11 protein-coding genes and 3 tRNA genes are annotated in these 11610 nt (G+C 69.4%); 12 read left to right on the forward strand and 2 right to left on the reverse strand.

Features of this window, described 5'->3' with window-relative positions:
• On the forward strand, nucleotides 1-709 hold a 709-nt coding region (locus B3S45_RS08205; protein ID WP_286719655.1), incomplete at its 5' end, for a protein adenylyltransferase SelO family protein.
• Between the two features lie 42 nt (nucleotides 710-751).
• Here B3S45_RS08205 and B3S45_RS08210 read toward each other — a convergent pair.
• The gene (locus tag B3S45_RS08210) at nucleotides 752-1240 is read right to left on the reverse strand and encodes a YajQ family cyclic di-GMP-binding protein (RefSeq protein WP_286719657.1); all 489 of its coding nucleotides are present in this window, start codon (nucleotides 1238-1240) and stop codon (nucleotides 752-754) included.
• Between the two features lie 120 nt (nucleotides 1241-1360).
• Here B3S45_RS08210 and B3S45_RS08215 point away from each other — a divergent pair, with 120 nt between their 5' ends.
• The 5 genes from B3S45_RS08215 (at nucleotide 1361) to B3S45_RS08235 (ending at nucleotide 5257) form a co-directional block, all read left to right on the forward strand.
• On the forward strand, nucleotides 1361-2260 hold the full coding sequence (locus tag B3S45_RS08215) for a bile acid:sodium symporter family protein (RefSeq protein WP_286719660.1): 900 nt from the start codon (nucleotides 1361-1363) through the stop codon (nucleotides 2258-2260).
• Nucleotides 2261-2328: 68 nt separating this feature from the next.
• Nucleotides 2329-2817 (forward strand): FBP domain-containing protein, encoded by a 489-nt coding sequence (locus tag B3S45_RS08220; RefSeq protein WP_071043840.1) that lies wholly within the window; start codon nucleotides 2329-2331, stop codon nucleotides 2815-2817.
• The gene (locus B3S45_RS08225; RefSeq protein ID WP_071043839.1) at nucleotides 2814-3725 is read left to right on the forward strand and encodes a carbohydrate kinase family protein; all 912 of its coding nucleotides are present in this window, start codon (nucleotides 2814-2816) and stop codon (nucleotides 3723-3725) included. The genes B3S45_RS08220 and B3S45_RS08225 overlap by 4 nt, the downstream gene beginning before the upstream one ends.
• A 111-nt stretch (nucleotides 3726-3836) precedes the next feature.
• A tRNA-Tyr gene (locus B3S45_RS08230) sits at nucleotides 3837-3918 on the forward strand.
• A 139-nt stretch (nucleotides 3919-4057) separates the two neighbouring features.
• Nucleotides 4058-5257, forward strand: coding sequence for a hypothetical protein (locus B3S45_RS08235; RefSeq protein ID WP_286719663.1), 1200 nt, complete (start codon nucleotides 4058-4060; stop codon nucleotides 5255-5257).
• A gap of 53 nt (nucleotides 5258-5310) precedes the next feature.
• Here the strand turns inward: B3S45_RS08235 and B3S45_RS08240 are convergent, their stop codons facing one another.
• Complete coding sequence (locus tag B3S45_RS08240) at nucleotides 5311-6903, reverse strand: phytoene desaturase family protein (protein ID WP_286719665.1); 1593 nt, start codon at nucleotides 6901-6903, stop codon at nucleotides 5311-5313.
• Between the two features lie 37 nt (nucleotides 6904-6940).
• On the opposite strand from B3S45_RS08240, the gene B3S45_RS08245 reads away from it, so the two are divergent.
• The 6 genes from B3S45_RS08245 (at nucleotide 6941) to B3S45_RS08270 (ending at nucleotide 11603) form a co-directional block, all read left to right on the forward strand.
• On the forward strand, nucleotides 6941-7735 hold the full coding sequence (locus tag B3S45_RS08245) for an inositol monophosphatase family protein (protein WP_071043812.1): 795 nt from the start codon (nucleotides 6941-6943) through the stop codon (nucleotides 7733-7735).
• Nucleotides 7736-8060: 325 nt separating this feature from the next.
• Nucleotides 8061-9173 (forward strand): M23 family metallopeptidase, encoded by a 1113-nt coding sequence (locus B3S45_RS08250; RefSeq protein WP_083336409.1) that lies wholly within the window; start codon nucleotides 8061-8063, stop codon nucleotides 9171-9173.
• Nucleotides 9174-9236: 63 nt separating this feature from the next.
• Nucleotides 9237-9308: transfer RNA gene (locus B3S45_RS08255), tRNA-Thr, on the forward strand.
• 32 nt (nucleotides 9309-9340) lie between these two features.
• Nucleotides 9341-9414 (forward strand) — tRNA-Met (locus tag B3S45_RS08260).
• 177 nt (nucleotides 9415-9591) lie between these two features.
• Entirely contained in the window at nucleotides 9592-11112 is a 1521-nt protein-coding gene (locus tag B3S45_RS08265) for a serine/threonine-protein kinase (protein ID WP_286719670.1), read from the forward strand.
• Between the two features lie 77 nt (nucleotides 11113-11189).
• On the forward strand, nucleotides 11190-11603 hold the full coding sequence (locus B3S45_RS08270) for a hypothetical protein (protein ID WP_071043809.1): 414 nt from the start codon (nucleotides 11190-11192) through the stop codon (nucleotides 11601-11603).
• Nucleotides 11604-11610 lie beyond the last annotated feature (7 nt).

The following is an 11610-nucleotide window of genomic DNA, read 5'->3' on the forward strand; positions in this document are numbered from 1 at the left end:
CACCGACAACATGACGATCTCGGGTGAGACGATCGACTACGGGCCGTGCGCCTTCATGGAGGCCTTCGATCCGGCTTCTGTCTACAGCTCGATCGACCTCCAGGGCCGCTACGCGTTCGGGCGCCAGTCGCGCATCGGCGAGTGGAACCTCGCGCGTTTGGCCGAGGCGCTGCTGCCGACGATCGACGCCGACACCGACCGTGCCGTCGAGCTCGCCCAGAACGCGCTCAGCCGATACGCGGACGCGTTCAACGCCGCCTGGTCGGAGGGAATGCGAGTCAAGCTCGGCATACCAGCTGATGTCGACGAAGCCGTCACGACGGCCCTGTCGACCGATCTGGTCAGTCTGCTGGAGATCGGACGCGTCGACTACACAGGGTTCTTCCGCCGGCTCGCGGACGCGGCGCGGGGCGAAGCGGGGGCGGCGCACGAGCTGTTCGCGGACCCCGAGCCGTTCAACCTGTGGGCACAGCGGTGGCTGGCCCTCGGCCCGGATGCTGCGGCGATGGATGCCCGCAACCCGGTGTACATCCCGCGCAATCACGTGGTGGAAGAGGCGCTGGATGCGGCCACCGCCGGTGACCTCGAGCCGTTCGCGCGCCTGTTGGCCGTGGTCCGCTCACCCTTCGTCGAGCGAGAGGGGTGTGAGCGTTTCGCGCGGCCGGCCCCGGACAGCTTCGGGCCGTACCGGACCTTCTGCGGCACCTGAGCGCATCCGTCGCGATGCGACCGCATCGGCCGGAGCAGCGCCTCAGCGGTAGTTCACGAACTGCAGATCGACGTCGAGGTCGGCGGCCTTGAGCAGGCGCTGCACCTCCTGCAGGTCGTCGCGGCTCTTCGACTGCACGCGCAGCTCGTCGCCCTGGATCTGCGACTTGACCGACTTCGGCCCCTCGTCGCGGATGATCTTGCCGATCTTCTTCGCGTTCTCCTGCGAGATGCCTTCCTTGAGCGTGGAGACGATGCGGAACTCCTTGCCGCTGGCCTGTGGCTCGCCGCTGTCGAGGCTCTTCAGGGAGATGCCGCGCTTGACGAGTTTGGTCTGGAAGACGTCGAGGGCCGCCGTCGCACGCTCCTCGCTGTTGGCCTTGATCAGCACGGCCTCGCCGCTCCATTCGATCGAGACGCCGGTGCCCTTGAAGTCGTAGCGCTGCTCGAGCTCCTTGCGCGCCTGATTGAGCGCGTTGTCGGCTTCCTGGCGATCGATCTTGGAGACGATGTCAAAACTGGAGTCTGCCATCCCTCAAATCTACTCCCGCCTCGCAGTCGCCACCTGTCTGCGGACCCGACGCCGACCGAGTGCGGGGCGGCTCTGGTGAGGTGGGGCGGCATCCGACACACTGAACGGATGGGATCAGCGTTGACCACCATAGGACTTCCCGTCGCGCTCGGGATCATCATGTTCGGCCTGGGGCTGAGCCTCACGCCGCGGGACTTCGCCCGTGTCGCGACCCAGCCCAAGGCCGTGCTCGTCGCCCTCGGGTGTCAGCTGCTGCTCCTCCCGGTCTTGTGCTTCGGTCTGGTGATTCTCTTCCAGCTCCCTCCGATCCTCGCGGTCGGGATGATGATGCTCGCCGCCTCGCCGGGTGGCACGACCGCGAACCTCTACTCACACCTGTTCCGCGGCGACATCGCCCTGAACATCTCGCTCACCGCCCTGAACTCCGTCATCGCCGTCGTGACCCTCCCGCTGATCACGAACTTCGCGATCTGGTACTTCGACCCGTTCGACGATCAGCTCGGCCTGCAGTGGGCCAAGACCCTCGAGGTATTCGCGATCGTGCTGCTTCCCGTCATCGGCGGCATGATCGTGCGCCGACTCTGGCCGCGGTTCGCCCGCGGGATGGACCGGCCCGTGCGGGTCATCTCGGTGATCGTCCTGGTCATCGTGATCGCCGGAGCCGTCGCGGCGAACTGGGCGCTGCTGGTCGAGAACGCCGGGCGCCTCGCACTCATCACCATCGTGTTCTGTGTGCTCAGTCTGTCGGTCGGATACCTCGTGCCGCGACTGGTGCGAGTCGGACGCCGGCAGGCGATCGCGTCGTCGTTCGAGATCGGCATCCACAACGCGACCCTCGCGATCGTCATCGCCCAGACGGTGCTGGGGTCGGTCGAGCTGAGCCTTCCCGCCGCGGTCTACGGCGTTCTGATGTTCTTCATCGCGTTCGGCTTCGGATTCCTCATCCGGGGCAGGCAGGATGCTCCCGACACCGACGGGACAGAAGCGACCGCGGCCTCCACGACCGGGGAGCGGGCATGACGGGCGGATGCCTCCCGGAGCCGTCGGCGGAGTCCTTAGACTGGCCGCACACCGGACGAGGAGGCTGCATGCGCCCGTTGACCGAGAACGACGTCCGCGAGTCGTTCGTGAACGCCGCACCCGACGAGATCACGCGGGTGAAGCTGCCCGCCGACTTCGTGCTGACGGAGTGGGACCACACCGACTTCTTCGCATGGCGCGATCCGCAGACCCGCGGCAGGGGTTACATGATCGCCGAGGTCGGCGGGGAACCGACCGGTGTGGTGCTGCGGGCGAGCTCGGGCTCCTCTCACGCCCGCCCGGCGATGTGCAACCTGTGTCACACGATGCAGCCCGGTGACCAGGTCGCCCTGTTCACGGCGCGCAAAGCGGGGGATGCCGGCGACAACGGCGACAGCATCGGCACATACATCTGCGCCGACCTGTCGTGTCACGAGAACGTGCGGCTTGCCGCGCCGCTGGCTCCGAACGAGATGCGGGCGAGTGTCGACCGCCGTATCGACGGCACCCGCCAGCGCGCCGAGGCGCTCGTGAACCGCGTGGCGGAGGCCGCATGACCGGCTCAGTGGTCGTCATCGGCGACGCGCTCATCGACGAGATCCGCGACGAGCGCGGAGTGCGGGAGTTCGTCGGGGGAGCGGCGCTGAACGTGGCGGTCGGGCTCAGTCGGCTGGGGGTTCCCACAACGCTCATCGCGATGGTCGGCGACGACGAGTCCGGCGATCACATCCGCTCCTACCTCCACGACTACGACGTCGAGCTCCTCGCCTCTCCCGCGCCGCGCGGTTCGTCGCGTGCCGTCAGCACACGGGGTCCCGGTGGCGAGCCCGTGTACGAGTTCAACGAGGCGGCGCAGAACCGCAGCATCCGGTTCGGCGATGTCGAACGCGCCGCGATCTCGAAGGCCGCGGTCGTGGCCGTCAGCTGTTTCCCGTTCGATGTCCCCGCCGAGGCCGAGGCGCTCGCCGACGCGCTCGAAGGATCCGTCGTCGCCCTCGATCCGAATCCGCGCGAGGCGATGATGCACGACCGCGCCGAATTCGTGCGCGGGTTCGAGGCGCTCGCGGCGTCGGCCGACCTCGTGAAGGTGGGGGACGACGACGCGACGCTGCTGTACCGGCAGGGACTCGACACCGTCGTGGAGCGACTGCGCGCGGCCGGAGCCACCGCGGTGCTTGCCACGCGAGGGCGCGACGGCGCGTCGATCGTCGCCGGCACGGAGTCCATGACGCAGCCCATCTCCACCATGCCCGGGCCGATCGTCGACACGATGGGTGCGGGCGACGCGTCATTCGCGGTGACGATCGCCGCTCTCGCCGACGCCGAGGGCGCGGTCGTGCCCGATTGGCGGGAGATCCTCGTCGACGCGATGGATGCGGCGGCTGCCACGTGCCGCTTCGAGGGGGCGCTGCTGCGCCTGCCGTCGGTGTTCGACGACACCGACATCGACCGCATCGGCACGTGACTCCGCGGGGCATCGAGGACCGCCGGCGTCGATTTCTGCGCGTGCGTATCCGGGGGTAAGATTATTGATCGCGCCTCTGGTCGACTGGAAAAGCCGGACAGGTGCGCACCTGGCGAGTTACCCAAGCGGCCAAAGGGATCTGACTGTAAATCAGCCGGCGTAGCCTTCGGGGGTTCGAATCCCTCACTCGCCACCGATCCGAAAGGCCCCGCGATGCGCGGGGCCTTTCCTCGTTTCCGGTTCATCCACAGCCCGTCGCCTGACCCTCGCCCGCGTCGATGACCCCGTGCGAGGATGGTCGATGCGGAGCACCCGCGGAGAAAGGTTCGACCATGACTGCGCCCTATCCACCCGAAGCCCCGGCCGACGAGACCTCGAGCTCGAAGCTGATCCGTGCCGCGATCTGGGTCGCGATCGGCGCGCTCATCGCGGCCGCGTTCGTGTGCGTGGTGTGGGTGTTCGTCGGCTCCGACAACGGCATCATCGGTCGGGCCTTCCTCACGATCCTGCTGTTGGCGGGCTTCGCCGGTGCCGCTCTGCTGGACGCGCATCTCGCGCCACGACGACCGGCGTGGTTCGCGCTGGCGAGCATGGGCGTCTGGATCGTCATCCTGCTGCTCGGGGCGACCATGATCTGGATGCCGGAGCGCTCCTTCTACAGCGGCTTCGGCCGTTTCGTGCAGTTCCTGCTGATCGTGCTGGTGCTGCAGCTCGCGCTGCTGCACGTGCGCCTGTTCACCAAGGCGCTGCAGCGCAACCGCACGACTTTCACTGTCGTCGTCTACGCCGTGACGGTGAGCCTCGTGGCCATCCTCGCCGTCATGCTCGTGCTGCCGCTCGCCTTCCACGAGTACATCCGATTCGCCTCACTTTATTGGCGCTTCGTCGTCGCCATCACGATCCTCGCCGCCGTCGGCACCGCCCTGCTGCCGCTCGTGAACGCCCTGTTCGCACCCCGCCCGCCGCGTGCCCGGCCGGCGCCGGTGGCCTGGCCGACCTACGCCGACGGTCGCACCCCGCTGCCGGTTCTCGTCGACGGAAGCCCCGACTGGAACGCCTACTACACCGGCTACCCCACTCAGCCCTACGCGCAGCCCGGCGCCGCACACCAGCCGACGCCCGCGTACCAGCCCGAGCCGACGTATCCGCCCCCGGCGGCCGCCGCTCCGACGCCAGGCGTCGCCGAGCCACCGGCCTACGCCCCGCAGGCCGCCGCACCCGAACCTTCCGCGCAGCGGCCGCCCGAGACCGCTCCGCCGGTGCCGCCGGCGCCCGCCGATGACCCCGCGCCGGCTCGGCCGGCGGGAGAGGAGCCCGGCGGGGGCGAACCGCAGCCGACATCGGCCGCCGGTCACGCCGCGCGCCAGCAGCCGCCCTCGCCCATGCCCTGGGGACCTGCTCCGGCCACGGAGTCGTCTCCCGCCGGTCCCCAGCGCTCCGGCGCGCAGGAGGATGCCGGTGACGCGGAGACCCCGCCGGCGCCCGGCTACGAGGGCTACCCACCGCCCCCACCGCTGCCGCCGCGCACCTGACAGCTCGGCTCACGCGACCTCCGATGCGTGACGGTCGTCGAGACCCGCGAGCGTCACGCTCCGAGGATCTCCCGCACGGCCATCGCCGCATTGTGGCCGCCGAGACCGCTGACCGCGCCGCCTCGTCGCGCGCCGGAGCCGCACAGCAGGATCCGGTCGTGTGCCGTGGCGACACCCCACCGCTGCGAAGGAGTCTCCAGCGTCTCGCCGGGCTCCGCCCACGGCCACGACAGCGCGCCGTGGAAGATGTCGCCGGCGACCATGCCGAGTGAGACTTCGAGGTCGGCCGTCGTGCGCGCTTCGATGCAGGGGTTTCCCTCCGCATCCTCGTAGAGGCAGCCGGCGAGCGACTCGCCCAGCACCGCGTCGAGGGACCGTTCGGCCGCGGAGAGCAGTTCGCCTCGATACGCGTCCGGGTCGCGGCCCGCCGCCAGCCGGTGCGGCACCTGCAGCCCGAAGAGGGTGAGCGTCTGCGCGCCCGTCGCCCGCAACGGGTCACCGAGGATCGACGGATCGGACAGCGAGTGGCAGTAGATCTCGGCCGGAAGCGGATCCGGCACGTGACCGGCCTGCGCGGCGGCCGCCGCCGAGTCCAGCTGCGAGAGCGTCTCGTTCACGTGGAACGTGCCCGCGAACGCCGCCTCGGGCGCGACGTGCGCATCGCGCAGCCGCGGCAGCCGTCGCAGCAGCATGTTCACCTTCAGCTGCGCGCCCTCGACCGGTGCGCTTGAATCGGCGGCATCCGCCTCGCCCGCACGCAGCAGGTCGGCGAGCACGGCAGGTCCGACTCCGCTGAGCACGATCCGACCGTGCAGCACGCGAGGCTCGTCGCCGCCCACGTGCACCTCGCCGTCGGGCGAGATCGCCGTCACGGGCGCCGCCGTGAGAATCTGCGCGCCCGCGGCGCGGGCGGCCCGTTCGAGTTCGCTCGTCACCCGTCCCATCCCGCCGACGGGCACATCCCAGTCGCCGGTTCCGCCGCCGATGACGTGGTACAGGAAGCATCGGTTCTGCCGGAGAGATGGGTCATCGGCGGCGGCGAACGTGCCGATCAGGCCGTCGGTGAGCACCATGCCTCGAGCGATGTCCGACGTGACGGATGCGCGTACGAGGCCGCCGAGCGGCTGCTCTACCAGAGCCTCCCACAGGCCGTCGTCGCCCCATCGAGCCCTCATCTCCGGTGCGGACGGGAGGGGAGAGGTCATCGACGGGAAGGTCGCCGCGGCGGCGGCGCCGAGGCGGTCGGACAGGTCGGCGAAGCGTCGCGCTTCGTGCGGGTCCCCGGTGACGCGCGCGAAGGAGTCCGCTGTGGCCTGCGCATCCGCCGTGTCGATCAGGACACCGCGATCGGGATGGAGCGGATCGGGCGTATACGAGGAGTATCGCCGGCGCGTCAACCGCACCCGCAGTCCGAGGTCGTCGATCACGTGGCGGGGCAGGAGGCTCACCAGGTAGGAGTACCGCGACAGGCGTGCGTCGACTCCGGCCCACGGCCGTTCCGACACCGCGGCGCCGCCGACGTGGCCGAGGCGTTCGAGGACCGCGACCGAGCGACCGTCTCGGGCGAGGTAGGCGGCGGCGACGAGCGCGTTGTGGCCCCCGCCCACGATGACGACGTCATGGGTGTGCGCGGCGACGGCGACCATGCCTTCACCGTAACCACCCGGCGTATAGCGTGGAGGCATGACGCTTGCCGCCGAACTCGAGGCCATCGCGATCGCCGTCGCTCGAGAGGGCGGCGACCTCGCCCGTCGTCGTCGCAGCGAGGGGGTGGCGATCGCCGCGACGAAGTCGGCCCTGGCCGACATCGTCACCGAGGCCGACCGCGAGGTCGAGACGCTCATCCGCGACCGGATCGCCGTCGCACGCCCCGATGACGGCTTTCTCGGCGAGGAGGGCGGCACGCACGCCGGCACGTCGGGCATCACCTGGGTCGTCGACCCGATCGACGGCACGGTCAACTACGCGTTCGGCATCCCGGCATACGCGACCAGCGTCGCGGCTGTGACCGGAACGCCGACGCCGGGGGAGTGGGAGGTGCTCGCCGGTGTCGTCTACAGCCCCGCCCAGGGAGAGCTGTTCCACGCCGCCGCCGGTCACGGCGCGTGGCTCGATGGACGTCAGCTGAGCGTCAACGCCGCACCCGGCCCCGCTGGAGCGCTGCTGGCCACGGGTTTCGGCTACGACGCCGCCACTCACGCGGCCGACCTCGCGCTCGTCGGCCGCGTGATGCCCCTCGCCCGCGACATCCGCCGCATCGGCGCCGCTGCGCTCGACATCGCGTACGTCGCCGCCGGGCGGGTCGACGGCTTCTTCGAACGCGGACTCAAGCCCTGGGACCACGCCGCGGCCGATCTGCTCGTCACCGAGTCGGGCGGTGAGATCGCGTGGATCGACGATCAGGAGCGCCCGCTGACGGTGGCCGCCGGTCCTGCGCTGATCGAACAGCTGGTCGCCGTCGCGTCGCGACCGGCCTGAAACAGAAACGTCACATATGGATTCGCGAAACCGCATGTCCACGGATGGAGTTCTCAGGGTCGCGCGGGTAGGGTGTTTACCCGATCGTTACTTTTCGCCGTTCGGTCGGTGAGAAGGGTCTATCCCCCGAAAGACCGTCGCTTCCCCTGCGACTCGACCCGAGAGCCCCACCCGCTTGCTTCCCGATTCCCCCCTGGCTGAGCCCGCGCCCACCCGGCGCTCCAGCCGTGTTCACCGCGCGCCTGCCCCGGCGTCGTCGGCGGAGTTTCCGGCCGTCGAGCACGCGGTCCCACGTCACGGCTCAGCGTCCTCGACCGAGATCCCGATGATTCCCGCGTCTCCCCAGCCCGCGGCGCCGACTTCCCGCCGCGCTGCGCGAGCGGCCCGCGCCGTCACCGGTGTGATCCCCGTCGATGAGTCCGCACCCGAGATGGCGACGATGGATGCCGCCAAGGCGCCCGAGCCCTCGGTCATCGTCACTGAGGTGACCGGTGTGGACCGGTCGGCGTCCGACGTCCCGACGGACGAGAGGGACAGCGACGCTCCGGTCATCGACGACTTCGACACCGCCGCGCGGCGTCTCAACTTCACCGGCGAGACGCCCGTGCAGCGAACGGTCGCGGCGGAGGACCCAGCCGACGGTGAGGCGCCTGCAGCGGATCTCGGCGCATCGGCGGCCGCTCCCCGTGTGTCCCGCCGGGTGTCGGGTGCCTCCTTCAAGCGCCTGGCGACCGCGTCGTTCTCGATCGGCGTCATGAGTGTCGTGACGCTCCTGGCCGTCGGCACCACCACGCCGGCCGAAGCGCTCGCCGCCGCCACCGGAGAGAGTGTCGCCGGCACGGTCATCGCTCCCGGAGCGACCGACCTGACGGCCGAGGAGGCCGACGAGATCCAGGCGTACGTTGCGCCGGAAGGTGTGCAGAACCTCCAGATTCAGCGCAGCGAGAGCTACGGCACCGAGACCTATGCCGAGCTCGCCGCCGAATCGGGCATCACCCAGACCTCCGACCTGTTCTACAACGACCCGAACGCCGAGATTCAGTGGCCGTTTGCCGTCGGAGTCCCGATGAGCTCCGGATTCGGCATGCGCTGGGGTGCCCTTCACGAGGGAATCGACTTCGTTCCCGGTTTGGGGTCGCCCATCCAGGCTGTCGCTGACGGCGTCGTGCGGGAGGCGACCGAGTCGGGCGGTGCGTACGGGGTGCACGTCATCATCGACCACGTCATCGACGGCGAACTCGTCTCGACCCATTATGCGCACATGCAGTACGGGTCGCTCCAGGTCGAGGTCGGTCAGGAGATCGAGGTCGGCACGACCATCGGTCTGGTCGGCAACACCGGCCGCTCCACGGGGCCGCACCTTCACTTCGAGGTGCTCATGGGAGGCGAAACGGCCATCGATCCGCTCCCGTGGCTCCGCGAGCACGCCGGGGGCTGATCCGATTTCAAGGGGATGCAGCGACCTGATATCCTCTTTGAGTTGCCCGCTTGCGGGTGGCATGCCCCGATAGCTCAGTGGCAGAGCACTTCCATGGTAAGGAAGGGGTCGTCAGTTCAATCCTGACTCGGGGCTCGCAGCATCCACACAGACCGCGGATGCGTCGCGGCAGGGTAGCTCAGTTGGTGAGAGCGCACGACTCATAATCGTGAGGTCGCGGGTTCAAGCCCCGCTCCTGCTACCGATTCAAACCCCCGGAATTCCGGGGGTTTTTTCGTGTGGGCATGAGCCCCCGGCCCGGCCTGACGTCGCGGGGTCGGTCTGGCAATCAGCAATCCGCGCGAGAGTCAAGGGCCCCTGATCGCGTCGACCTTCTCGGTAGCTTCGCGATATCGCACCCGACGCGGATGGAACCTGCATGCCCCCCTCATCTCCCTTCACCACCGGTGAGCTCATCGGTGGTCGCTACCGGGCGATGGGTGTGCTCGGAAGCGGCGGCATGGCGGACGTCATTCGCGCCGAAGACACGCAACTCGGCCGGACGGTGGCGATCAAACGCTTGCGCGATCAGGATGCCGCAGCGGCGGATCGTGCCCGGAGCGAGATGGCACTGCTGGCGTCGTTGAATCATCCCGGCCTTGTGACGTTGTTCGACGCGCGCATCGCGGAGGACGGCCAGACCTATCTCGTGATGGAATTCGTCGACGGCGTGACGCTCGCCGAAAGACTCGATGGTGGCCCGTTGCCCAGCGATGAAGTGGGCGCTATCGCCCTCGACCTGACGGAAGCTCTCGCCGCGGTGCACGCTGCGGGCATCGTCCATCGCGACGTGAAGCCGGCGAACATCCTGCTGGCGGCTGAGCGTCGTGCGGCGGAACGCCACCGGGCACGACTCGCCGACTTCGGAATCGCTCACCTGGCCGGGACCGAGCGATTCACCGAGCCCGGCCTCGTCGTCGGCACGGCGGCCTTCCTTGCTCCCGAGCAGGTGCGCGGAGAGAGCCCGGCGCCTGCGGCAGACGTGTACGCGCTCGGGCTGGTGCTCCTGCAGGCGCTCACCGGGCAGCGCGCGTTTCCCCAGGCCACGGGTGTGGAATCCGTCGTCGTCCGGCTCACGAACCAACCGCTCATCCCACCGTCCGTGGGGCCGGAATGGGCGCCACTCCTTGCTCGCATGACGGCGATCGATCCGACCGCGCGTCCGACCGCGGTCGAGGTGGCGGCTCACGTGCGCGATTTCGCGCACCCGCACGGCGACCTCGCGCCGTCGCCCCAGCGTGCCGCTGCTGCATGGGACACGCCGACGGTGGGGGACATCGACACCGTCGCGGCACCGGCACCGGCACCGGCACCGGCACCGGCACCGGCACCGGCACCGGCACCGGCGACGCGCACGCTCGTGGACGAAGCCGTGGCCGCGTCTGCGGTCCCTCACGGCAGTGCCGGCGCCCACGTCGCCGGTGCTCGACGCCGGACCACCCGCCATCGCCCCGGATCACGTGGATGGGCCCTGGCGGCATCGGCGACAATGGCGCTGACGCTCGGCTGTTCCGTGTGGTTGGCGTCATGGGCGGTGTCCGCGGACTCGGTCGGTGAAGAGGTTCTCACAGAGCAGACGGTGCTTCCCACTCCGGTCGAGCCGAGCGAGACGGAGACCGGGGATTACGGAGCTGTGAACGAGACCGTGTCGGATGCGCCGAGCGGCTCATCAGGCGACGAGACGACCGAAGACGACGCTTCACAGCCTCCCTCACAGGGGGCGACGGCCAACGTCGATGACGGGAATGCCGAGGAGAACGTCGACGGCGAACTCGACGGGGGCGCCGCGAATGCGGGAGCCAACAGCAACGCCGGCGGGAACGGCAACGACAACGCTGCGGCAAACAGCAATGCTGGAGGGAACGGCAACGCCGGCGGCAACGGCAGGGGACGTGACTGACGCGTCGTTCCATCGTGTGTCAAGGCCGTGCCGCAGACCGTCCCGATCGCCTAACGTCGCGGGCTGGAGGTGATCCTATGAACGGATCCGAGGAGACCGCAGATTTCGAGGCGTCGAAGCGGGCGCGGAAGGCTGCCCTCGACGACTCGTTGTCGAGCGCACGCTCGAGCGACGATCCGGAACCGAAGGGGAGGGCTCGCGCGAACACCGCGGTATGGCTGGTTGCGGGGGGCGCTCTCGCCGTGCTCATGCTCGCGTTCTTCATCTACGGATTCACGCTGCAGATCGTCGTTCCGATCATCGGCCTGATCGTCACCATCGGGCTCTACATCGGTCTGGTCGTCGCGGCCCTGACGATTCCTCACGGGCGCAAGCGGCTTCGGGCGTTGGCCATCATCATGGGCGCTCTCGCGCTGTCCATGCTCGTGCTCGGGCTCGTCTTCTACGGCATCGAGGCGGCGAGCTTCGAGCAGATCAACTCCGTCCCCTGACGCGCTC

Source organism: Microbacterium sp. UBA1612, from assembly GCF_002321605.1.
Classification (GTDB): Bacteria; Actinomycetota; Actinomycetes; order Actinomycetales; family Microbacteriaceae; genus Microbacterium; species Microbacterium luteum.

Excerpts from the sequence above, each read along its gene's own strand:
- B3S45_RS08210 (WP_286719657.1), bottom strand. The coding sequence starts at position 1,240 with ATGGCAGACTCCAGTTTTGACATCGTCTCCAAGATCGATCGCCAGGAA.
- B3S45_RS08220 (WP_071043840.1), top strand. The coding sequence starts at position 2,329 with ATGCGCCCGTTGACCGAGAACGACGTCCGCGAGTCGTTCGTGAACGCC.
- B3S45_RS08225 (WP_071043839.1), top strand. The coding sequence starts at position 2,814 with ATGACCGGCTCAGTGGTCGTCATCGGCGACGCGCTCATCGACGAGATC.
- B3S45_RS08235 (WP_286719663.1), top strand. The coding sequence starts at position 4,058 with ATGACTGCGCCCTATCCACCCGAAGCCCCGGCCGACGAGACCTCGAGC.
- B3S45_RS08240 (WP_286719665.1), bottom strand. The coding sequence starts at position 6,903 with ATGGTCGCCGTCGCCGCGCACACCCATGACGTCGTCATCGTGGGCGGG.
- B3S45_RS08245 (WP_071043812.1), top strand. The coding sequence starts at position 6,941 with ATGACGCTTGCCGCCGAACTCGAGGCCATCGCGATCGCCGTCGCTCGA.
- B3S45_RS08250 (WP_083336409.1), top strand. The coding sequence starts at position 8,061 with ATGATTCCCGCGTCTCCCCAGCCCGCGGCGCCGACTTCCCGCCGCGCT.
- B3S45_RS08265 (WP_286719670.1), top strand. The coding sequence starts at position 9,592 with ATGCCCCCCTCATCTCCCTTCACCACCGGTGAGCTCATCGGTGGTCGC.
- B3S45_RS08270 (WP_071043809.1), top strand. The coding sequence starts at position 11,190 with ATGAACGGATCCGAGGAGACCGCAGATTTCGAGGCGTCGAAGCGGGCG.